Here is a 22,720-nt window from a genome sequence, read left to right on the forward strand (position 1 = left end):
GCGTCGCAGCGCGGCAGTTTCCGCCATCCCAGCACCAGCAGTCGTTCACAGCCGGAGCACCTGCGGGTACGTAGCACCGCCCCGCCAGCGCTGCGCCGTCGCGCCACCACCAGCACCCCCGCACGGTCCGCGCGCTCCACACGGCCCTCACCTCCACCACCCCACCACCCCCACCTTCCGCTCCGCTCACGGCGCGGAAGGTAGCGGCGCACCGGCGCGGGCGATTACAGTCGCCTATAGAACCGCAGAACCGACATTGCAGAGGGAAGGGGCAGGGCCATGGGTGCCCTCGGGAAGTTTGAAAAGGGAGTGGAGAACGCCGTCGCCGGGGCGTTTCGTGTTTTCCAGTCCGAGCTAAAACCGGTGGAGATCCTCACCGATATTAAAAAGGCCATGACGCGTGACGCTGCCGAACTCTCCCGCGAGCGCACCGTTGCCCCCAATATTTTCACGGTCGCGCTCGCCCCGGCGGATCTGGCCCGGGTGGATTCCTGGGGCCAGGAGGCGCTCCGCGAGGAACTCGCCCGCTCCGCGGTGGAATACGCCACCGAACAGGACTATCTATTCGTCGGTCCCATTGAGATCACATTCGAGGAGGATCCCCAGTTGCGCGAAGGAACAGCACGCACCCGGACAACCACGCAGCGCGGAGCCATCGCCCCGGCCACTCGCAGCGCCGGCACGGAGGAGAACCCGCTCATCCAGGTGGGTCGGGACCGCTACCTCCTCACCGGCACCACCGCGATTATCGGCCGCGGTTCCGATTGCGATATCAGCGTGGACGACTCGGGCATCTCCCGGCACCACCTCGAGCTGCAAGTCACCCCGAATGGCGTGATCGCCACGGATCTCAACTCCACCAACGGCACCTTCGTGGAAGGTCACCGCATTAGCGCGGCCACCCTGGTGGACGGCAATACCATTACCATCGGCCGCACCCACATTATGTTCTGGACTGGAACGGCTTCCGCCTCATGAATCTCGCAATAACCTTATTGCGCTTCGGTTTTCTAGCGCTGCTGTGGCTGTTTATTTTCGCCGTCGTGCTAACGGTGCGCCGCGATGTGCTGGGAACGGACGTGCGGCGTCGTTCTTCTCTTCTTTCGGCACGACGCCGCAGCATGCACGCGCCCACCCCCGCGGAAAACGACTCCCCCGCGCCGCCTGCCGCGCCGGTTGAACGGCCCGTTTACCTGGTGGTGACCGGCGGTCCGCTGCTGGGAACCGCGGTGCCGCTCAGCTCGCAACCGGTATATATCGGGCGCGCCCCGGATAACACTCTCGTCCTGGATGACACCTACGCCTCCGGGCATCACGCCCGTATTTTCGCGGCGGAGGGCCGGCGCTGGGTGGAGGATCTGGGCTCAACAAACGGTACCCTGGTAGGGGGGATCCGCATTAACGGCACGGCCGCGCTGGACCCCGGCGTTGTCATTCAGGTGGGGGAAACCACGATGGAGCTACAAGTTTGAGTATTCAGCTACGCTACGCGGCGTTTTCCGATGTCGGCCTGGTTCGTTCCAATAACCAGGACGGTGGCTACGCCTCGCCTCATTTGCTCGTTGTGGCAGATGGAATGGGCGGGGCGGCCGCCGGAGATATCGCGTCATCGGTCACGGTGGGGCATCTGGTGGCTGTCGATGATGTGCACGCCGCCGATGATTTGCTGCCGCTGCTGCGCCGCGCGGTGGAAGCCGCGCATGACGATATGCTCGAGCTCGTTGCGGAGAACCCGAAAATGGCGGGCATGGGCACCACCTGCATCGCCATGCTGCGTGCCTCGAATAAGCTCGCGATGGTTCATATCGGTGATTCGCGCGCCTACCTTTTACGGGATGGCAAGCTCGGCCAGGTCACGCATGATCACACTCTGGTTCAGTACCTCGTGGATCACGGCCGGCTCACCCCGGAGGAAGCCGAACACCACCCGCAGCGCAATGTGATTATGCGGGCGCTCGGAGATACCCCCGGCGAGGTCGAGCTGGATGAATCCGTGCGGGAAGCCCGGGTGGGCGACCGCTGGCTGCTGTGCTCGGACGGCCTATTTGGCGTGGTTGCGCACGACACCATCGAGCACGCCATGTCCGCGATCCCCGACCTGCACCAGCTGGGCGAACACCTCATCGATTTAGCGTTGGCAGCCGGCGCCCCCGATAACGTCACCGTGATTCTTGCGGATGTTGTGGACGACGCCGCACTCACCAGCCCGCTGCCCTCCCAACCCATTGTGGTCGGTTCGGCGGCGCGGGATTACCGCCGGCCCACCCGCGGAGGTAATTCCGCCGCGGCCAAGGCGGCGACGCTGACGCAAAATGCTAGTACCGGGGCCGGCGCTGGCGTGGGTGCTGCAGCTGCGACTGCGGCTGATGGTGGCGCTGATGGTGGCGCGGGCACAAACGGATCAGTGGCTCCGGCTGGAAAAGATAGGTCGGGAAGCTGCGCCCTGTCCGGCGCTGGCACACCTTCGGGCACCGGCCCCAAGAATAAATCCGCAAAAACTAGCCCGGCGAGCGGGGCCACCGGCGGCGCGTCCGGCGTGGGCCCCGGCGCATCCGATGTGGGCCGCGAGGATTCGGACGCGGAGGGCGCTCCTCGCGCGCGCTGGGGAGCACGTTTGGCGGTTATTCTGACCGTCGTGGCACTGGCGGTGGCCGGCCTTGTCGGCGCTTACCGCTGGACCCAGAGCCGCTACTACGTGGCCAATAACAATGGCATCGTCACGATCTATCAGGGAATTCCGCAGCGGCTCGGCCCGCTGGAGTTCTCCCACGCGGCGGAAGCTACTGATCTCCAGGTCCGCGACCTCACCCCGGTGGCCCAAGATCGCCTTGCCACGCCCATCACGCGCGCTTCGCTGCGCGAAGCGCGCGCCGTCGTCGCCGCACTCCGAGAACAAAAAGCCCAGAACAACGAGCCAACGCCGGCGCCCGCTACGCCCGGCGCCGCGGCAACGCCCACGCCCGCGAGCGCGAGCCCCGCACCCGAGGCCCCGGCTGCACCCGCGCCAGCACCGGCCGCACCCACCCCCGCGAACCCGGGAGAGAACCGATGAGTACGGTGGTTCCCCCGCGCACGCGCCGCGGCCGCTGGCCGGAAATCACCCTGCTGCTCCTGGCCGGAGCCATCGGGGTGGGCGCCTATTACCTGGTGTGGACCGGGCTGGATAATACCGGGCTGCCGCCCAGCTTCGCGCTGGTGGTGGGTGCCGGCGCCGCCCTGGTATTCGCCTGCCACCTGCTTATTCGCGCACTGTGCCCCTACGCGGATCCGGTGCTTTTCCCCTGCGCGATCGCCCTCAACGGGCTGGGCCTGGCCATGATCTACCGGGTGGATGCCGCGTCGGATACCGATCACGCCCGCAGCCAGCTCATCCTCACCGCCGGCGCGCTGGTATTTTTCGCCGTCACGGTGCTGCTCGTGCGCAATTATCGGGTACTGCAAAATTACATGTGGACCTCGCTCATCGCCGGGGTGGTGCTGCTCCTCCTCCCGCTCAGCCCGCTGGGCCGCACCCTCAACGGTTCGCGCCTGTGGATCGCGGTGGGTGGGATGTCCTTCCAGCCGGCCGAAGTCGCGAAAATCTGTTTCGCGGTGTTCTTCGCGGCCTACCTCGTGACCGAACGCGATAACCTGGCGCTCGCCGGCCCGAAAATCCTGGGAATTCGCCTCCCTAAGGCCCGCCATATCCTCCCGGTTCTCATCGCCTGGGCGCTGTGCATGGGAGTCCTCGTTTTTGAACGCGATTTCGGCACCGCGCTGCTCTTCTTCGGGCTTTTCGTGGCGATGCTGTGGGTGGCGACCGAGCAGGTCTCCTGGCTGGCCATCGGCGCGCTCCTCACCGTGGGCGGGGTGTGGTTCATTTCAACAACCGTGTCCCATGTGCAGGCCCGTTTCGCGATTTGGCTCGACCCCTTCGACCCGGAACTGTACGACGCCGTCGGCGGCTCCTACCAGGTGGTTCAGGGGCTCTTCGGCATGGCCTCCGGGGGGCTCTTCGGGGCGGGGCTGGGGCGCGGCTACCCGAACCTGGTTTACGCGGCGCATTCCGATTTCATTTACGCCTCTTTCGCCGAGGAACTCGGCCTGGTGGGCGTGGGTGCCATCCTGTGCATCTACCTGCTTCTCATCAGTCGCGGCATGCGGGTTGCCCTGGAATCGCGCGATGGCTTCGGCAAACTCCTCGCTTCCGGGCTGTCTTTCGTGCTCGGGCTGCAATGCTTCATCGTTATCGGCGGGGTGACGCGCATTATCCCGCTGACCGGCCTGGCCCTGCCTTTCCTCGCGCACGGCGGCTCGGCACTGCTGACGAACTGGATCATTATCGCGCTGCTGATCCGCATGTCGCACACCGCCCGCCGCCCGGAAGAAGCACGCCCGCTGCCCACCACCGATGAACTCGCGATCCTGCGCGGGAACGCCGATGAGGGCGTTAGTGAGGGCGACGACGACGCGCGCCGCGCCCCGCGCGGCGCGGAAAGCTCCACCGGCGGGGCTCACACGGCGGCCGCGGGTTCCCGACCCGCGGGCGGCGACGCCCACACAGAGGTGGTGCGCCCGTGAATCGCCCTATCCGCCAGCTCGTCGCGGTCCTCGCGGTCATGTTCTTAGGTTTGGCCGGCTCCACCACCGCGATCCAGTTCTTCCAGGCCGCCAGCCTCAACGCCAATGCGTGGAATGTGCGGACGCTCTACCGCGAATACGGCACCCAGCGTGGTCCCATTATCGTGGCCGGGGAATCCATTGTTTCCTCCCAGCCCATCGACGATGCCTACAACTACCTGCGCGTTTACGAGCGCCCGGAGATTTATTCGAATCTCACCGGCTACTACTCCATCGCCCATAACTCGATGACGGGCTTGGAACGCGCCATGAACCCGGTCCTGGGCGGCTCGGATTCCTCCCTGGCCGGTCAACGTATCGAAGAGCTCATTACCGGCTCCCAACCCCAGGGCGGGGGCGTTGAGCTCACTATCGATCCCCAGCTCCAGGAGGCCGCAGCCGCCGCGCTGGGTAACCAGCGCGGCGCCGTCGTCGTACTTAATTCCCGCACCGGAGATATTCTGGCGCAGGTCTCCACCCCCGGATTCGACCCGAACGGCGTGGCCACGCACGATACCGCGGCCGCGCGCGACAACTATCAGGCTCTCGAAACCGATCCCACCACGCCGCTCATCGACCGGGCGACCGGCGGGGACCAGTACGCGCCCGGCTCGTCGTTCAAGCTGCTTACCGCCACCGCGATGATTGAGAACCTCGGGCTGAGCCCAGATTCGCTGGTGGAGGCCCCCCGCACCTTCGTGCCGCCGGGGACCACGCACGATATGTGGAATCCGGGGCAGGCCGCCTGCGGAGACGGCTCCGGGAAAGTTACGCTTACCGAGGCGTTCGCGCAATCGTGCAATACGCCGTTCGCGATCGGCGGGATCGCGGTGGGCCCGGAAAAAATGGTGGCGCAAGCCGAAAAATTCGGTTTCAATAGCGAGCTTTCCACGCCGCTACCCGTTTCCGCTTCGCGTTTCCCCGCCCCCGCGGACGCCGCGGCGCTCGCCATGGATTCCATCGGCCAACGCGATATTCGGGTCACCCCGATGCAGATGGCGATGGTCGGTGCGGCGATTGCCAATGACGGCGTGGTGATGAAACCGAATCTGGTGCGCCGCACTCTCACCGCGGATCTCGAACCCGTGAGCGAAAGCGAACCGGAAGTGCTCTCCCGCGCGATGAGCCAGCAAACCGCGGGCTATATGCACCAGATGATGGTCAATGAGGTCAAGAACGGCACCGGGTACCTCTTCACCCTCCCCGGGATTGAAACCTCCGGGAAAACCGGGACCGCGGAAATCACGAACGATATCCCCCCGCACGCGTGGTTCGTGGGGAATGCGACCATCGGGGACACGGCCTATACCGTGGCCGTGGTGGTCGAAAATTCGGGCAATGCCGTGTGGAATGGCGACGGTGGCTCCGTTGCCGCCCCCCTTGCCCGCACAGTACTTGAAGCTAAGGTGAACTAAGCAGATGCTCAGCAGAAAGGTGACGCGACGTGAATGATATCCCCCGCGTACTCGGCAACCGCTACCAGGTGGGCGAGATCATCGGTCGAGGCGGTATGGCCGAAGTACATCTCGGCTACGACACCCGGCTCTCACGCACGGTAGCGATTAAAATCCTGCGCACCGACCTGGCGCAGGATGCCACCTTCCTGGCCCGTTTCCGGCGTGAGGCGCAATCGGCGGCCGCGCTCAACCACCCCTCCATTGTGTCCGTGTATGACACCGGGGAAGAAACCGTGACTTCCGCGAGCGGCACCGAGCTGGCGCTGCCCTATATCGTCATGGAATACGTCAAGGGCCGCACCGTGGCCTCCCTGCTGCACGGCGGGGACCCGGTACCCATCGGGGAGGCCGTGCAGATCGTGGTGGGGGTGCTTTCCGCGCTGGAATACTCCCATCACGAAGGCATCATTCACCGCGATATCAAGCCGGGCAATATTATGCTCACCACCGGCGGCAAGGTGAAGGTCATGGACTTCGGGATCGCCCGCGCGATTGCCGATTCCGCTGCCACGATGACGCAAACGAACTCCGTGGTGGGCACCGCCCAGTACCTCTCCCCCGAGCAGGCGCGCGGGGAAGTGGTGGATGCGCGCTCCGACCTGTATTCCACCGGCTGCGTGCTGTATGAGCTGCTCACCGGGCGCCCGCCCTTCGTGGGTGATAGCGCGGTGGCGGTGGCCTACCAGCATGTTTCTGAAACTCCCAAGCCGGCTTCCCAGATCGCTTCCGATATCCCGGACGCCATTGACCGCGTGGTCATGAAATCCCTGGCGAAGAGCCGCGAGGACCGCTACCAGGACGCCGCCGAATTCCGCGCGGACCTGTTGGCTGCGGCGCGTGGGGAAGGCGTGGACGCCCCGGCGGTTTCCTCCTGGAATGCTTACGGGGCGGGGGCGATTGGCGCGGCTGGTGTTGGCGCGGCTGGTGTTGCCGGTGCCGGTATTGGCGCGGCCGGGGCGAATGCCGCGACGGCCGCTACGCAAGCCTATTCGGCCACTAACGCCCGCCCCGCCTCCACCACCGCTTATCCCACCGCGACCGCTGGGGGCGCCGGCGGTGCCGGTGCAGGTGCCGCGGGCGGTGCCGGTGCGGGCGGTGCCGGTGCAGGTGCGATTTCTAGTACGACGGCGCAGCCGGGCGGCGCGCCCACCTACCCGGGTGGGTACCCGACGGGCGCCTACCCCGGGGCCTACCCCACGGGCAGCTACCCCACCGGGAGCTATCCCGGTTATGACCCCACGGCAACCGGAGCGCAACCGCCGGTAAAGAAGAAGTCCAGTGCGCCCTTCATTTGGGGCGGGGTGGCTCTGCTTGTTATTGCCCTGGGGATCCTGGGCTGGTTCTTCCTGTCCGGGCGGGGCGACTCCGCCGAACCGCAACCCACCGAAACCGCGGTGGCGCAGGTGGCGATCCCCGATATGGTGGGGTGGACCGAGGTGCAGGCCAGCCAACAGCTCACCAGCTTGGGCCTGGAATTCGTGCGCGGCACGGATGTGTCCAGCGATACCGTGGACAAGGGGCTGGTTGTGTCCTCCAATCCGGCGATGCGGAGCACCGTGGATGTGGGCAGTCGCGTGACCTTGCATTTCTCCTCCGGTCCGTCCGCCGTGCAGGTTCCCGATGTGGTGGGGATGAGCACGGATCAGGCCTCCCAGGCGCTACGCGCGGCGGGGCTGACCGTGGGCGGTATGGAGCAGGTTAATGACCCGAGCGAGGACCGCGACCGGGTGGTGTCTACCAGCCCGAATGTGGGCGAAAGCGTGAAGCCGGGCAGTACCGTGAAGCTGCAGGTAGCCAGCGGCAATGTGGCAGTTCCGGATGTACGCGGAATGAGCGTAGATGAAGCGCGGGCGGCGCTGCGCGATGCTCGCCTCACGGTCGTGGGCCAAAGCGAGCAGGAGGTCACCGACCCGGCGAAGGTCGGCAAAGTCGTGGATGCGAGCATTGCTCCGGGCACCGTGGTTCAGCGCGATACCGAGATGCGTATTACCGTGGGCATCGCCCCGGCACCCACTCCCACCCCGAGCACTCCGCCCGCCGGCTCCGGTTCTGGTGGTTCCGGCTCTGGCGGATCGGGAGGTAACGGTGGCGCGGGCGGCGCGCACCCCAACCCCGCACCTACCGGGCAGGGGAACGGGTAAGTAGCTACCGGGAACCGGGTCGCTCGCGGATCGGTCCGCAAAATGCAACCACAACTACATTAACTTTTCCAAATCGTGCGCTGGCGTTGCTTTTTGTGAGCTCCTAGCCCAGAGTGTTGCTTTCTGCAGCGCCTGTGTGCTGAGGCGTTGCTTTCTGAGACCTTCCGCGTCGAGAAGTTGCATTTTACAAGCTATCGCGTTGTGGTGTTGCTATTTGCCGGCGCTCATGCCGAGAGGTTGCATTATCCGAGCACCCCGCCCGCCGGCTTTCCGCTTTCCTATTTTCTAGCCGGCGGGCAGGGGTGTCTTTTCCGGAGTGTACTGCACGTGTCTTACATACTAAGTACAGCTCTGACAACACGTACCGCCCCCGCAGGGGCTGGTACCGTGCTACCGTGTGCTAGCTGTGGTCCGGCTAACCCCGTGGCCCAGCTACTGCGTGATGGTGGTATCCTGCGGGCGGAAAACGGTATTTATCCAGGGGAAAACCCACTCAAAGAGCGCGAAAACAATCGCGGCGATAATGATAAGGGCCTCGATGACCTTCAACCACGTCGGGCCGGGCAGGTGCCGCCAAATAAATCCGTACATTGCATGCTCCGTTTCTTCTTCACGTATATCTGCTAGTGCCCACCCCGGGGCGAGCCGACCGCCTACTTTTTACTTCACCAGCTCCGCCGGGGCGCCCTCGGCGGCGTCGACCCAATGATCGAGGGTGGCGTAGGTAATCCAGCGGTCGCTGGACACAAAGGGCGGATGGCAGGTGGTAATGGTGAGGATGCGCTGGGTGGGCGCCTCCTCCGGCTTATTCGGTACCGGCGCCAGCACGCCTACCTGTGTGGGCGGCACAACCTCATGCTCGGTGACCTTGTAGACGTAGTAGGCGTTCTTGGTTTGCACAATAATCGGGTCGCCTGGTTGGAGCTCAGGCACATCGCGCATGGCCGCGCCGTACGTCTGGCGGTGCGCGGTGATCGCGTAATTACCGATCTCCCCAACGTACTGGGTATCCGGGTAATGCCCAAAACTCCCGGTATCCACCACGGCTTCCAGGTCCACCCCGTATTTGACGGTGTAGCGCCAATCGGCACCGAAGCGCGGGATGTAAATAATGCCTTCCAGGTCACCCGTGCGATTTACGTGATCCGGGGCCGGCGGGGCGTCGGTGCGCGGGGTCCCCACCTTGGTGGTGCCGCGCGGATCGCCCCATTGCTTATTGACGGTTTCGATCTGCTGGGCCTGATCGCGGTTCGCGCCCAGGTCAGTCCAGTAGACCTGCCACACGATAAAGAGGCCCACCACGATTCCCGCGGTAATGAGCAGCTCCCCGATCACGCCGATAATTGCGTTGAGGATGCCGCCGCGGCGCCGGGCGGGTGCGCCTGCCCGGGTTGTGCTGACGGTGGCGGTGGCGGCCGGCGCGGCAGGCTGCTGCGGCGTCGTACCTGCACTGGCGGTAGCCGGGCGGTACCGCCCCACAGCTTCGTGCCGCGGAGCGCGAGCCGCGTTTCCTTCCGCCGCGCGCCTTCCCGCACGGCGCCCTCGTTCGGGCTGCTGTTCGCGCATAGTCTCACCTTCCACTGCCACCGGATTCGTACTAGAAACAGAATAGTGGTTTCGGCTCGAAAAATGCGGTGAGATAACTCCCCTCACTTTTAGGAACGACGACGCCGCTACGCCCGCGCGCCACCCGCCAGCGGCCGTGCACATGGCCCCGCGCCGGCTTTTGTGAAAAAATACCAGAGGAATCGCGCGATTGAGCGCGCCACCGGGCGCGTTACTTCGTTAGGCTTAGGGGCGGAAGGAACCGCGGAAGGTAGAACATGACAGATCAACAGTTTGACGAACCCGAACTTTCGGAAGCCACCGGCAACGCTGCCCCGGCTCGGAAGTCGCGCAAGAGCTCTGCTCCCTCGGCGAAGGACGTGCGCCGCCCCGGCACCAAGCGCGATATTGCGGCGCAGGCCACTCGGGAAAAGGATGAGGCGAAGCGCTCCCGTAAGGTCGCGCAGAAGGATCGCCGCTCGCCGAGCTGGTGGGCGCCGGTCATGTGTACGCTCATGATTATCGGCCTTATCGTGGTGGTGCTCGCTTACGTGACGGGTGGCCGTTTCCCCATTCCGGGGTGGAATAACGGCAATCTGTTCCTCGGCTTCGGCTTCATGATCGTGGGCTTCCTCATGACGATGGGGTGGAAGTAGCCGATGGGGAAAGCAGTGAAGCGGGTCGGTATCCTCACTGCCGGCGGTGATGCCCCTGGCCTCAATGCCGCCATCCGCGGGTTTGGTAAAGCCGCGATGGGCAAGTACGGCATGGAGCTGGTGGGGTACCGCAACGGTATTACCGGGCTCGTCAATAACCGCTATATGCCGCTGGATTCGGATTCGCTGGCCGGGATTTTGACGCAGGGTGGCACGATGCTGGGCACCTCGCGCGATAAGGTTCATAAGTTCCCGGACGGCAACGGCGGGTACGTGGATATGATTCCGCAGATCGCCCAGAACCTCGAAGATGAGCATATCGATGCGCTGGTGTGCATCGGCGGGGGCGGGACCGCGAAGAACGCGAATCGGCTGGCGCAGGCCGGGCTGCCCGTTATCCACCTGCCCAAAACCATCGATAACGACATCATGCACACGGACACCAGCTTCGGTTTTTCGACGGCGCTGTCTATCGCCACCGATGCTATTGACCGGCTCCATTCCACCGCCCATTCCCATCACCGCATTATCGTGGTGGAGCTGATGGGGCATCGGGCCGGGTGGCTTACGCTGGGTGCCGGGATTGCCGGAGGTGCCGATATTATTCTCATCCCGGAGATCCCGTATTCGATTGAGTCGTGTGCGGCGTCGATCCGGCGGCGGGCGGAAAATGGGCGGCCTTTCTCCGTGGTGGCCGTGGCCGAAGGCGCGCATTCTATTCCGGTGGCAGCCCAGCTGGCCGCCGCCAATGACCTAGTACGCCACGCCCCCACCCCGGAGGCGAAAGAGGCGGCGAAGAGCCACCGGCGTTCCATTGAGGAAAACGAGCGCGAATCTACTTTCCTGGTGGCGCAGCAGCTGGAGGAGGCCACCGGCTTGGAGGCACGCGTAACCATCCTTGGCTACGTGCAGCGCGGGGGAATTCCCGACGCCGCGGACCGGCTGCTGGGAACCGTGCTGGGGAGCGCGGCCGCCGATGTGGTGGCGCACGGGAAATCCGGCGTGATGATCGCCTCCCAGAACGGGCAGGCCGTGCCGGTGCCGCTCGAGGATGTGGCCGGGAAGGACAAGTTGGTCCCGGTGGATCACCCCTGGGTGGCCGCGGCGCGCGCCGTCGGCACCAGCCTGGGTGAGGCGCTCTAAGCGACAAACCCTCGCGTCACTGACCGAGAAGTGGCGCATGTAGACACAACCGCGGGCCGGAAGTTTGGAACTGATCCAAACAACCGGCCCGCGCTGTATATGTGCCACGGCGGCTGATCGCTAGCGGCGCACCGCCGGGGTATCGGTTCCGTTTCCGTCCCAATCGCCCACGTAGAGCTCGTCGCTCACGCGCCCGTAGGTGAGCACAGAATCAGCATCACCAGCACCCAGCGAGTTCTTGACGTAGATGTTGTTGGCCCGCCGGACCGCGAAAGTATCGCGGCCATCGCCGTCGAAATCACCCAGGATGGTGGCATCTCCAGCGCGCCCGTAAGCGAATACATGATCCGCGATTCCCGAGGAGATGTGGTTCTTCACGAAGTAGGTGCTACCGCGGCGCACCGCGAAAGTATCGATACCGTCTCCGTTGAAGTCACCGGCGTACACGGTGTCCCCGTAGCGGCCGTAGTTAATGACCTGGTCGGCGTTCCCGCTGTGGAGCGAGTTGAGAACATAGAAGGTATTGCCGCGCCGGACCGCGAAAGTATCGCGGCCATCGCCGTCGAAATCACCGACGAGGATCTCATCGCCCACCCGTCCGTAGCTGAAGGCAATATCGGCGGCACCCCCGTCCACGGAGTTCTTCACGTAGATCATATTGCCGCGGCGCACCGCGAAAGTATCCGTACCGTCGCCATTCCAGTCACCGACAAGCACTTCATCGCGGGCTCGGCCATAGGAGAACACCGAGGATGCCTGGGTGGATGTCCAGTCATTCGACACGTAGAACACGTTGCCGGTATCTGCCGGGCGCCCCGGGGTATCGATCCGGTCCACCCACTCTTGGGCGCGCAGCACCTCAGCTTCGGCCTTGGCGAGCTTCGCGATAAGATCGCTAGCTTCGGAAAGTTTGGCATCAATGTCCTTGAAATGCGCCAGGGCCTCGGCGCGGGACTTCTTGGTTTCCGGGAAGCTCTTTTGGGCCTTGAGCGCTTCGTCGTAGGAGTGTTTGGCAACGAAGTGGACGCTGCGAGCGCTCTTCAAAGTATCCCTGGCCTGATCGAGTTTCGCCCGCGCGGCCGGATCTTCCTTACCCGCATTCGCGCGCTGGAAGGCATCCTGTGCTTCCACCACCGCGCGGCGCGCCTCGGGAGTCCCGTGGGTCATATTTTCCCGCGCACTCCCGATATATCCATCCAGGCGGGCCAGGTACTCAGCGGTGGTGTAGCCGGGTAGGTAGCTCTGGCTAAATCTATCCCCGCGCCCGAAAGTATTGCCAAAGAAGTACGTGGGATGCGCATCATAATCTGCGATGGCGAAGCCGGTAACCACGTACTCCGGCTTAATAATATTGAGGTAGTGGCCAATTTTTGGGTAGTCGCGCACGCCCCGGTCATACTCTGCTTTTTCCTTGTCATACCACAGGGTGAAGGGATCCCCATTGCGGCTGGGCATGGCGGCAATATTCTCCCCGTAATTGAAACCACCCACGTGATCGAAGAAGCCGCCGTGCACATTCACATTGGCATTGACCTGGGCACGAGCCATAAGAGCGGAAGAAATCTTCAGCGGGGCAAGCCCGTGGCGCGCCCGCAGCTCATTGAGCTTATCCACGCGCTGAATTGAGTCGCGCATGAGATCCAGATTAGTGGCGTCGCCAGGCTGCCCGAAACGGGTGTATTGCGGAATCGGAACATCGTTCACGGTACCCGTCTCAGAGAAAGCCTCAACCGCGGCCGTATCCCCCATCGCCTCGAAGAATCCGAGCGAGCCGCGATTCCAACGGGCCTGGGCTTCCCGCTTGGAGGCCTCGAGCGCAGCATTCGCGCTATCCATCTGGCGTTGCGCCGCTGCTACGGCCGCCGGATCAGGCTGGGTGGCGGCGTTGTATTCCGCCTGAGCCTGATCGAATTCACGCTGAGCCGCCGCAAGCTGGGTTGCGGCATCGTCGTACGTCTTCTTCACCTGATCGAAGTTATCGACGTAGTACTTTTCCTGGTTATACCGCGCTTCCCAGGTGCTGCGGTCCTTAGCTGCCTTGGCCCATTCCTGCGCGAGTTTGCGCGCTTCGGCCACATCAATCCCTTTGGCTTCCAGCTCAGCGACGATGGCGTCGCGATCTTTAATAGCTTTGGCCAGGCAGGCCCGCATCTGATCCGGGGTCATTTTTCCCGCGCCGCACACCAGCCGGGCTGGCTCTTGCGCAGGGGCGGCGGGCAGGGCCTGGACTGCCAGCGGGGCGAGAAGCGTTCCCGCCAACATGAGTGCTGTTGTGCGCATATGTGTCTCCTTCGATCAGCGCTATACTCCCAGGTAATTTTCAGAATATAGGCATACACATTGAAAAATAAGTGACCCTGCGCACTATCACGAAGTCCGCGAAACCGCCCGGAGCACATACCCAGCTCAGGGCCCCGTTATCCCCAACCGGGGATAACCCTGTGGATAATTACATCGATGTTATTTGGGTGCGAATTGCGAGGTGGCGGCGGCGTCGTACCAAGAAAAAGAACGACGGCGCAGCGTGCCGCCCCCCCTACCGGTACCCGAAGAAAACCGCGGCCACCAGGAATGCCGCGCCGAGCAGCAAAATCGCGATGTCGCGGGCGGTGAGCGCGCGAGAGACGTGACGCCGGCGGGAAATAAAAGCCATGAGCAGCGCGCCCATAAGAAGCCCGCCCACGTGAGACTGCCAGGAAATATTGGTGCCGGGCAGGAAGCTGATCGCCAGGTTGATCGCGATGACCACGGCCATTTGGGTGAAGCTGCCGCCGAAACGCCGCAGCACCACGAACATCGCCGCGAAAATGCCGAAAACCGCGCCGGATGCGCCGACGGTGCCGGTGTAGTAGTCGATGTCGGTGGAGACCGTGTAAAGGACCATGACGTTCCCGGCCACCGCGCTGAGCAGGTACAACCCCAGGAAACGCCACCAGCCGATCATGCGCTCGAGCACCGAACCGATCAGCCACAGCGCGTACATATTGAAAAGTAAATGCGTGAAGCCGGCGTGCATGAAAGTGGAGGAGATGAAACGGTAGGGCTCTTCGTGGGCGATACCGGGGGCGAAAATGAGGACTTGCCCCACGCGCGCGTCGAGCCATTGGGCCAGCAAAACCGCCACGTTTACCACAATAAGCGTGATGGTGACGTAGGGAACGGGTTTGCGGATCTGAAGACGGCGCTTCTTGGGAACGTTGTGCACTTTCGGCCTCTCTGCGCGGTCATCCCGCTCGACAACTCTGCATTAAGCGTACCGGACAGCGCGCGGGTGTGAGCGATAAGGCAGCTAAGCGCCGGGCTTGGCGAGGCGGTAACGCTGCTTCGGGCTCGTCTTCGGTTCGGTGCGCTGCACCTCGCCCTCGGTAACCAGCGTATTAAGAACCGCTCGGGTGCCGCCCAGGCTAATTCCGGCAGCTCCGGCCAGTTCACGGCTGGTGGCGCTGGCATGCGTGCGCAAATAGTCGAGAATACGTTCACGCGAGGAGGTCCCCGCAGCGGCACCCTGCTCCGCGGGTGTCATGCGGCGGCGCTCGAAAGTCAGACTAAAACTATCCAGGCGGTCGACAGGCCGCGCGGGGGGAAGCATTTCCCGCTCCAGCTGAGTCATAATTTCCTGATAGCCACTCCCCCGGTTTTCCGCCACAAAACCACCTTCTTCGAAGGGCGTAGATTCCAGCAGCCGAGCCAGGAATTGATTTCGTGTGGAGGAGAGTCCGGTTGTACCCAGGGAATCAATGGTGACCGTGCCGAATAGCCCACCCGGATTGATTACCTCCAAACGATCCGCGTAGAGGTTCAACTGCACCTGCGTACCGCGCGCCACCGGAGAATAATCGCGATGCATCAGCGCATTCGTGAGCGCCTCACGCACCGCAACGAGCGGATAATCCACAAGGTCATGCCGAAAAGCACCGCGCACCACGCCACCCACGCGCATATTTTTTGCGACGACGCCGACACCGTCGGCCACCAGGCTAGGAATGGGACCCGCCAGAGTCCCCGAGTCCAGATGCCGCTGCCCGGAAAGCGAGGAAGCTTTCGTTGATCCCGGATATACCGCGTAGGTGACCGTGAGGCGCGGGAAGAATTCCTGGGGATAGGTACCGAGGCAGAGGAGGCCGGCAAGGGTGGGATGGAGCTTCCCGTCCACGCCCGTGCCGACAATACGCAACTGTGCCATCGCGGTTTCGTCCGGTAGTTTCCCGAAAATGCGCGGATGGTTGAGACGTTCGCGTTCCAGAACCGCGTGGACTAAATCATCATCGAGGGAGTCGAGGCCGGCTTCTTCCACCAGGTCGGTATCCCAATGCGGTTGTGTTTTGTTTTCCAGGAGGCGGTCAATTTCGTAGGCGGATAATTTGCGATCACCGTCGCCGGTGCGGATGAAGGAACCACCGTATACATTGCGGGCGGTGACGTAGCAGGGTTTATCGCGTGGCTGGAGCGGTGGGATAGCGGCCATGACCAGCGTGATGTCCCCGTACGGAACCATGGAAATATCCGCGCGCACCGGAGGCGTGAGGTTATCGCTACACACACCCGCGAGCGCATCATAGATTCGCGTTGCCGAGAAATGAGGAACCGGTGTGAAACCATGCGCCTCATCAAGCCCAAGAACAATCAAACCGCCCGAACCATTGCTGAAGGCTGAGAGTGTCTCCACGATGCTTTTCGGCAAACCGTGCGCGGCTGCTTTCACCTCGATGTGCTGAGAGTCGCGCCCCTGTTGGCGAAAATCTTCAACAAGGCGATCCGTTTCCTCGCTTGTTGTGGGGATGTGCATACTGCCATCCTACGAACTCTCAACTTAACACTCAACTCAACACTCATGTATGTGAGTGTTAAGTTGAGTGTTGGGATGAGTGTTACCGGCACGTATTACGTAACCCGGCTCGCGAGCGCGCGAAATCTAGCTATAGGCGATTTGACCAGGTTATTTAGCGCCTTATCCACCCTCTCATCCATTCCTAACCCAAGTAAAAATATGGGCGCACCCGCAAGCTCTCAACTTAACACTCAACTCAACACTCATGTGTGTGAGTGTTGAGTTGAGTGTTCGGATGAGTGTTGAGTTGAGTGTTCCGGCGCGGTGGGCAGCGGCGCGTGTAACAGAAGGGCCAGCGGAGCGGGCAGCAATGGAGCGGGCGGCGGCGCGGACATACAAAAGCGGGGCGGTACCTGGGCACCACCCCGCTCATCACGTATGCGGAAACTTCGCTTATTGCTTAGTCGATAACCTCGACAGAGGAAATCACCACGTCATTGAGCGGGCGATCATTCCCGCCGGTGGGAACCGCGGCGATCTTATCCACAACCTTGACGGATTCCTCATCGGCTACCTTCCCGAAGATGGTGTGCTTGCCGAGCAGCCACGGGGTGGGGGCCACCGTGATGAAGAACTGCGACCCGTTGGTGCCCTTGCCGAAGCGAGTGCCGGCATTGGCCATGGCCAGCACGTAGGGGGCGTCAAAGTTGAGGCCGGGGGCGATTTCGTCGTCGAACGTGTAACCGGGACCACCGGTGCCGTTACCGAGCGGATCCCCGCCCTGAATCATGAAACCGGAGATCACGCGGTGGAAGATCGTTCCGTTGTACAGCGGATCGGTCGAAGCCTGACCGGTGGCGGGATTGGTCCATTCGCGTTCACCGCGAGCTAGTCCGGTGAAATTAGCGACCGTTTCGGGCGCTTCGTTCGGGAAGAGTTCGACGCGAATATCGCCTTCGCTTGTGTGAAAAATTGCTTCCATGCGCTCAAGTCTCGCACACCTCATGGTTTTATGCCACGCGAAAAGCAAACGTGATTCAAGTGACAAATAGGGTGCGAAAAGTGAAACAATAGAGGGGTACTCAATCGCAGGAAAATTCTGTGGTTCAACGGTAGGAGGTCAACGATGGCTTGTGGACGAAGCCGCGCGGACAAGCGGGCCAAGAAAGCGCAGCGGGAGGTTGACGCCATTATGGCGAAGATCGATGACCTGCGCGGCCAGGCCGAACGCACCGCAAAGAAAGCCCAGCTCAAGGGGAAGCGGCACCAAAAGAAGTGGGAACATAAGGCGAAGAGCGCCGCTTCTGATTTCCAGGATTACGCGAAGCAGGCTGGTGAACGCCTGAGCGATTACGCAAATCAAGGTTACGAATGGGCGGCACCACGCGCCCAGGAACTGGCCGAGAAGGCGAAGCCTTACGTGGAGCAGGCGAAGTCGGTGGGCAGCGATCTTGCGGAGAAGGCCAAGCCCTACGTGGAGCAGGCTCGCGATAATGCGTCGGAATTCGTGGAGAACGTCCGTAACGATTACCTCCCGCGCGCCCAGCGCGCCCTGCATGCTGCCGCCGAGGCAGCAAAGGGGGAAGGCACGGTGGCCGAACGCGGTCAGAAGATCGCGCGGGTGGCTTCGCGTGAGATTCAGACTCCCGAACCGGTGAAGAAGTCCCGCCGGAAGGGCCGGGTTATCGGCACTATCGCACTGGTTGGCGGCCTCGGGGTTGCGGTCTACTACCTGTGGAAGCGCTCCCAGCCCACGGAAGATCCTTGGGCGGAAGCCTATTGGGAGGATGTGGACGGCGTGAAGGCTCCCGCGGAAGATACCGCCAAGGCCGGTGCCGAGGAAGTTGCGGAAACTGCGGAACATGTTATGGACGACGCCGCAAGCGCAGCTGAGGACGTTGCCGATAAGGCCAAGCGTGCTGGCTCCCGGGCGGAGGACGCCGTCAAGGAGGGCGCCCACGAAGCCAAGGATGCTGCTGAGGACGTAGCTGATAAGGCCAAGGAAGCCGCACAGCACGCGGCTGACCAGGCCAAGGATATCGTCGAAGATATCGCGGAGAAGTAGAGCTTCCGCAACAGGCTCACACTTTCGCGAAATTAATAAGGGCAGCACTAGCGTGAACGGCGGCGCGGCTCGGGCATAACGGCCCGGGCCGCGCCGTCCTGCTACTCGGCCGCGGCCAGCAGTTCCTTGACCCGCGGGATCACCTCGGTACCGAAGAGTTCAATAGAGGAAAGATTCTGCTCATGGGGCTGCGAGCCGTAGGAGACCTTCAGGTCATAGCGGGTGGCTCCCAGTTCACGCATCCCGGTGGCGATTTTACGGGCCACCGTTTCCGGGGATCCCACCGCCATCGCCCCGTTCTGTACCTCGTAGAGGAAAGCCTCCCGCGAGGGCGGGCGCCAGCCGCGCTCCCGCCCGATCCGGGAATTCGTTTCCACGTAATAGTCGAAGAAGTCAGCCACGGCTTCTTCATCGGTGCGAGCAACATACCCGTACGAGTGGTAGCCGACTTCAGCTGCGCCGTCGTTCCCGAACTGTTCCCAGGCACGCCGATACAAATCCGTGAACGGAACAAAACGCGAGGTGGGGCCGCCAATAATGGCGAGCATGAGCGGCAGCTTGTAATGTGCCGCGCGCACCACCGATTCCGGGCTGCCGCCCACGGCGACCCAGGTGGGCAGTGGACCGTGTTCGAGTGGCGGGTAGAGCGTCACGGCGTTCAGCGCTTGGGTGTGATGCCCGCCCTTCCAGGTGACGGGTTGGCCGTTGCGGGCGAGGAGCTCCGTGAGCAGGGAGAGTTTTTCGTTGAAGAGATCCTCGTAATCGGCCAGGTTGTAGCCGTACAGCGGGAAAGATTCGGTGAAGGAACCGCGGCCCACCATGAGTTCGGCGCGGCCGTTGGAAAGGGCATCCACGGTGGCAAAACGTTCGACCACCCGGACCGGATCGTCTGAACTGAGGACGGTCACCGCGGAGGAGAGGCGGATGCGTTGCGTGCGTGTGGCGATCGCGGCGAGGACCACATCGGGGGCGGGGATTGCGTAATCGTCGCGATGATGTTCACCGATATTGAAAATGTCGACGCCGACTTCTTCGGCGCGCACCGCTTCGGCCACCACATTGCGCACCACCTGAGCGTGGCTGAGCTTGGTGCCGGAGGGATCGGCAGTGACATCGCCAAAAGTATCGATTCCGAAGGTGTAGGTCATATCAGGTCCTTTCGAGGGCCGGGTGAGATCCGGTGGGTCGGGGCCACGCGGCCGGGCTGCGCTTCGCCGCAGAACCAGCCGGAGCCACCCACTGATTGAATTCTACACTACTTGACCGAAAAGCGCTCCCATACCAAAAGTGAGGGCGAGACCGAGGGTACCGCCCACGGCGGTGCGGATGGCGGGGCGCAGCGGCGGGACTTGGCCGATCCACGCGGCGATCCAACCGGTGAGCGCCAGCGCGGCAATGGTGACCACGAAGCAGAGCGGGGCAATGACACCGAGCGGGGCGAGCAAGCTGGCGGCGAAGGGAACCGCACCACCGGCAAGGAAGGAGAAGAAAGAAGAGAAGGCCGCACCGACGGGGGAGACGATGTCATGTTCCGCGTCATGTTCCGTGCCTGGTGTGCCTACCCCGGGGCGCCAACGCGCTACACCCGCCCGGCGCCGCAGTGCGTCAAGTTCTGCATCGCGCTGGGAGGAAACGGAAATGTATTCACCGAGCGCCATGGATACTGCGCCACCGATGAGGGCGGCGAGCCCGGCCAGCAGAATCGCGGTGCTCGAGGCCCGCGCGCCACCCATGGCGATCACCACCGCGGCCACGGAGACGATTCCGTCGTTCGCGCCGAGTACCCCGGCCCGCAGCCGGTTCATCGCTTCGGCACCCAACACACCCGGGATACCCGGCGTGACACCGGGAGACTTTAGGAGACCCATGTCCCCATGCTTGAATTGACATGCTTCAATTGCACACTTCTCCACAACTACGCCCTCCATTGATTGCGCTTCTACCCCTATTGTCATGCGGGAGTTGCGGAAAAGATAGGAAGGTCAGGCTACGCTCACTTAGATATAATGGCTTTTATTTCTGGAGCGCTGGCGGGGCGTTGGTGGAGTGCTGGCGGGGCGTTGGTGGGGCACTGGCGGATCGGTTGCGGAGTGGTTGCGGAGTGGCGCGTATCGCTGCTTGCCGTGGCCACACAAGAGAGCCCGCAGCCACGGGAATACTTCGCCGCAGCCTTTCCGTTCTTCCTTTATGAACACCACTGCGGATAAAGATCTGATCGGCCTGCTGGGGGCGGGCAAGCTTGGCACCGCTATCGGGCGCTTGGCCGCGGAGGCGGGTTTCCCGCTGGCGGTGAGTGTGCGCGCGGGTAATCCGCTCTACGATCTCACTTTGCCCACTTTGCTGCCAACGGCTCGCCTGGTGCCTTTCGAGGAGCTGGCCCGCACGGCGGATATTTTGATTTTGGCGCTACCGCAGCCTGCGCTTGCCTCGATTGATTTGAGCGGGGTGCGCGGCGTTGTTGTTGATGCCACGAATGCGTGGGAGGCGACCGATGGCGCCGCGGCCAACGGCACGTCGAATACCAGCGCCGCGCCTGCCCGGCACACCACCGCCGCGCTGCAAGCGCGTTATACGGAGCTGGCTATCGTCAAGAGTCTTAATCACGCGGGGTATACGGAGTTGAGTGCGGAGGCACGCCCGCATGGAGCGCCGGCACGGCGCACGGTGGGCGTTGTGGGGGACGACGCCGCCGCGCGTTCCCGGGTGGCTGCTTTTATCGATGCGATTGGTTTTGATCCGGTGGAGCTTAGCGCCGAGCATGCCCCGCTGTTGGAGCCGGGCGGCGTTGCTTTCGGGCAGCGCCTGGAGTTGGCCGATTGGCCGGTGGATATTGTGGCGGTGCCTCGCGAGCGCCGCGGTTAGGATCGGCTGTGGAAAATCCTGAGCGGCACGCTGCTGGGGTGCCCCTATATATGCGCGCAGCTAGGGACGCATCCCTACGTTGATAAGAGGCGGGGTGCCGGAGGTGGCGCCGTCGTACACAAGGTAGTAGGTGTAGTCCGCTAGACCGTGCTCAACTGTCGGGTTATCCACGGAAAAGACGCAGAGAATATCGGTGGGGCGCGGTTTGATATCGCCTTCACCGGGCACTTTTCCATCATAGCGGTCGGTTTCTCTCACGTACCCGCCGGTGTCTTTCACATGCCCGCCGCTGACCGCGGTGCTCAGGGGTTCGCGCGCGTTGCATCCACGGAAGACGGGGTGCGCGGCAGCGGAGGCGGTGCGTTGTTCTTCGTCCGCAAGGCGCGGATCGCTAGTGAGTTCGGGGAACAGATTTTCCCATTCTGAGCCCGCCGTGGCGAGGGTGTGCCGGTCGGCCTGGGCGCGTTCTTCGGAGGGTGCGGTGACGGAATGTCCGTCCTCGAACTGGAAGGACACCTCCCCCGTTTGCACGAACTGACTGCCGTTCCACACGAAGTTCACGGTGGTGGAATGCGGCGGATACGCGCGTTCCATGGTTCGCGTCACGCCACCGACGGGCGTATAGGACGTGTACGTAATCCGCGCCTGACCGGCATCAAAATCCATGGAGCTCACGTTGAAGGACCATAGGCCGTCATAATCTTGGGTGATATGGGTGCCGCGGATACCCTGTTCCGCACCCCACTGGTGGTTGCCAATAGAGGAAACGAGCCTGAGGTTCGCGTCATAAATCCCGATGGCACCGATGGCAGGATCGCCCACCCCGCAGGACATCGCGACCGCGCGATATTCCACACCTCCCAGCACCAGCGGCTCAGTGAGGTAAATGGTGCCTGGCTGCATCCCCGTTTGACGGTCTGGAAGAATCTTCCCGTGCGCTACCGTGACGGGCGCGGGCGGGTTGCGTTTGCTGTAACACACGTCCGGAAGGATATAGGTTCCGTTGCGCATTTCTTTATCCGTGGGACCGGGCACCGGCGTGGGACTTGGTTCCGCGCTTGGGTACGACGACGCAGCTGCTGCTCCGCCCGCCTCAGACGATGCCGTTACGCTAGCCGAGGGGCCGGCTGCCGGAGTTGAGGAAGTTCTCCCGTTGAACCACCACCAGAGCCCTCCGGCCAGGCCAAGCGCAAGGACGAGAAGCGCCGCGATCAGGGACGTGCGGGTGGCACGACCGCGCGGTTCTTGCTGAGTTGGGGCTCCGTTGTCGCTCATGCCATCAGTTTACCCGGTGGCTACGACACGATTTTTGGCGGTAATGGTTGCCTACACATGGGCCACCGCAAACTCCGTAATTACATAAGTTCAGGAGCAGGTGCGGTTGTGCTGCGGACAATGAGCTCGGTAATGAGCTGAAGCGCTCCTCCCTTGCATAAACTCGCCTAGGATGGCAACTACAACCGTTCCAATTCCGAGGAGGAGAC

At 63.0% G+C, this 22,720-nt stretch carries 19 protein-coding genes; 10 read left to right on the forward strand and 9 right to left on the reverse strand.

What is annotated here, in order from left to right:
* The first annotated feature begins 279 nt into the window (after positions 1-279).
* The 6 genes from ACTFPK_RS05315 to pknB are packed head-to-tail and all read left to right on the forward strand — an operon-like array spanning position 280 to position 8,197.
* The gene (locus ACTFPK_RS05315; RefSeq protein ID WP_126135057.1) at positions 280-978 is read left to right on the forward strand and encodes an FhaA domain-containing protein; all 699 of its coding nucleotides are present in this window, start codon (positions 280-282) and stop codon (positions 976-978) included.
* Positions 975-1,472 (forward strand): FHA domain-containing protein FhaB/FipA, encoded by a 498-nt coding sequence (locus ACTFPK_RS05320; RefSeq protein ID WP_439911276.1) that lies wholly within the window; start codon positions 975-977, stop codon positions 1,470-1,472. The genes ACTFPK_RS05315 and ACTFPK_RS05320 overlap by 4 nt, the downstream gene beginning before the upstream one ends.
* Positions 1,469-3,052: a PP2C family protein-serine/threonine phosphatase gene (locus tag ACTFPK_RS05325; protein ID WP_439911277.1), complete on the forward strand. Its 1,584-nt coding sequence runs from the start codon at positions 1,469-1,471 to the stop codon at positions 3,050-3,052. Before ACTFPK_RS05320 ends, ACTFPK_RS05325 begins: the two co-directional genes overlap by 4 nt.
* Positions 3,049-4,560 carry an FtsW/RodA/SpoVE family cell cycle protein gene (locus ACTFPK_RS05330; protein WP_274735530.1) on the forward strand — a complete coding sequence of 504 codons (1,512 nt, stop codon included), beginning with the start codon at positions 3,049-3,051 and terminating at the stop codon, positions 4,558-4,560. The genes ACTFPK_RS05325 and ACTFPK_RS05330 overlap by 4 nt, the downstream gene beginning before the upstream one ends.
* Positions 4,557-6,014 carry a penicillin-binding transpeptidase domain-containing protein gene (locus ACTFPK_RS05335; protein ID WP_274732494.1) on the forward strand — a complete coding sequence of 486 codons (1,458 nt, stop codon included), beginning with the start codon at positions 4,557-4,559 and terminating at the stop codon, positions 6,012-6,014. Before ACTFPK_RS05330 ends, ACTFPK_RS05335 begins: the two co-directional genes overlap by 4 nt.
* A gap of 29 nt (positions 6,015-6,043) precedes the next feature.
* Positions 6,044-8,197, forward strand: a complete 2,154-nt coding sequence (gene pknB / locus ACTFPK_RS05340; RefSeq protein ID WP_274732496.1) for a Stk1 family PASTA domain-containing Ser/Thr kinase — start codon at positions 6,044-6,046, stop codon at positions 8,195-8,197.
* A 432-nt stretch (positions 8,198-8,629) separates the two neighbouring features.
* On the opposite strand, the gene ACTFPK_RS05345 is transcribed toward pknB, so the two are convergent.
* Positions 8,630-8,788 (reverse strand): hypothetical protein, encoded by a 159-nt coding sequence (locus tag ACTFPK_RS05345; RefSeq protein WP_164545900.1) that lies wholly within the window; start codon positions 8,786-8,788, stop codon positions 8,630-8,632.
* Between the two features lie 69 nt (positions 8,789-8,857).
* The gene (locus ACTFPK_RS05350; RefSeq protein WP_274732499.1) at positions 8,858-9,763 is read right to left on the reverse strand and encodes a class E sortase; all 906 of its coding nucleotides are present in this window, start codon (positions 9,761-9,763) and stop codon (positions 8,858-8,860) included.
* Positions 9,764-10,020: 257 nt separating this feature from the next.
* Here ACTFPK_RS05350 and ACTFPK_RS05355 point away from each other — a divergent pair, with 257 nt between their 5' ends.
* Both ACTFPK_RS05355 and ACTFPK_RS05360 read left to right on the forward strand, forming a co-directional pair.
* A complete protein-coding gene (locus ACTFPK_RS05355) occupies positions 10,021-10,398 on the forward strand; it encodes a cell division protein CrgA (protein WP_126135064.1) in 378 nt (125 codons plus the stop codon).
* A 3-nt stretch (positions 10,399-10,401) separates the two neighbouring features.
* On the forward strand, positions 10,402-11,541 hold the full coding sequence (locus tag ACTFPK_RS05360) for a 6-phosphofructokinase (protein WP_026428940.1): 1,140 nt from the start codon (positions 10,402-10,404) through the stop codon (positions 11,539-11,541).
* Positions 11,542-11,661: 120 nt separating this feature from the next.
* On the opposite strand, the gene ACTFPK_RS05365 is transcribed toward ACTFPK_RS05360, so the two are convergent.
* The 4 genes from ACTFPK_RS05365 to ACTFPK_RS05380 all read right to left on the reverse strand — a co-directional run bounded on the left by ACTFPK_RS05365 (position 11,662) and on the right by ACTFPK_RS05380 (position 17,291).
* Positions 11,662-13,821 (reverse strand): CAP domain-containing protein, encoded by a 2,160-nt coding sequence (locus ACTFPK_RS05365; protein WP_274732503.1) that lies wholly within the window; start codon positions 13,819-13,821, stop codon positions 11,662-11,664.
* 256 nt (positions 13,822-14,077) lie between these two features.
* Positions 14,078-14,746: a rhomboid family intramembrane serine protease gene (locus ACTFPK_RS05370; protein ID WP_274732505.1), complete on the reverse strand. Its 669-nt coding sequence runs from the start codon at positions 14,744-14,746 to the stop codon at positions 14,078-14,080.
* 84 nt (positions 14,747-14,830) lie between these two features.
* Positions 14,831-16,327, reverse strand: coding sequence for an ATP-binding protein (locus ACTFPK_RS05375; RefSeq protein ID WP_274732507.1), 1,497 nt, complete (start codon positions 16,325-16,327; stop codon positions 14,831-14,833).
* Between the two features lie 442 nt (positions 16,328-16,769).
* The gene (locus ACTFPK_RS05380; protein ID WP_087070133.1) at positions 16,770-17,291 is read right to left on the reverse strand and encodes a peptidylprolyl isomerase; all 522 of its coding nucleotides are present in this window, start codon (positions 17,289-17,291) and stop codon (positions 16,770-16,772) included.
* Positions 17,292-17,435: 144 nt separating this feature from the next.
* On the opposite strand from ACTFPK_RS05380, the gene ACTFPK_RS05385 reads away from it, so the two are divergent.
* Entirely contained in the window at positions 17,436-18,374 is a 939-nt protein-coding gene (locus tag ACTFPK_RS05385; RefSeq protein ID WP_274732511.1) for a hypothetical protein, read from the forward strand.
* A gap of 101 nt (positions 18,375-18,475) precedes the next feature.
* On the opposite strand, the gene ACTFPK_RS05390 is transcribed toward ACTFPK_RS05385, so the two are convergent.
* Together ACTFPK_RS05390 and ACTFPK_RS05395 are read right to left on the reverse strand one after the other, a co-directional pair.
* Positions 18,476-19,522, reverse strand: coding sequence for an LLM class flavin-dependent oxidoreductase (locus ACTFPK_RS05390; RefSeq protein WP_126135069.1), 1,047 nt, complete (start codon positions 19,520-19,522; stop codon positions 18,476-18,478).
* 102 nt (positions 19,523-19,624) lie between these two features.
* Positions 19,625-20,242: a VIT1/CCC1 transporter family protein gene (locus ACTFPK_RS05395; RefSeq protein WP_274732514.1), complete on the reverse strand. Its 618-nt coding sequence runs from the start codon at positions 20,240-20,242 to the stop codon at positions 19,625-19,627.
* 319 nt (positions 20,243-20,561) lie between these two features.
* Here ACTFPK_RS05395 and ACTFPK_RS05400 point away from each other — a divergent pair, with 319 nt between their 5' ends.
* Complete coding sequence (locus tag ACTFPK_RS05400; RefSeq protein ID WP_274732516.1) at positions 20,562-21,236, forward strand: NADPH-dependent F420 reductase; 675 nt, start codon at positions 20,562-20,564, stop codon at positions 21,234-21,236.
* Positions 21,237-21,296: 60 nt separating this feature from the next.
* Here ACTFPK_RS05400 and ACTFPK_RS05405 read toward each other — a convergent pair whose 3' ends face one another.
* A complete protein-coding gene (locus ACTFPK_RS05405; RefSeq protein WP_274732518.1) occupies positions 21,297-22,511 on the reverse strand; it encodes a hypothetical protein in 1,215 nt (404 codons plus the stop codon).
* Between the last annotated feature and the right edge of the window lie 209 nt (positions 22,512-22,720).

Origin of the sequence: Actinotignum sp. UMB0459 (assembly GCF_051905915.1) — a bacterium.
Lineage (GTDB): Bacteria > Actinomycetota > Actinomycetes > Actinomycetales > Actinomycetaceae > Actinotignum > Actinotignum sanguinis.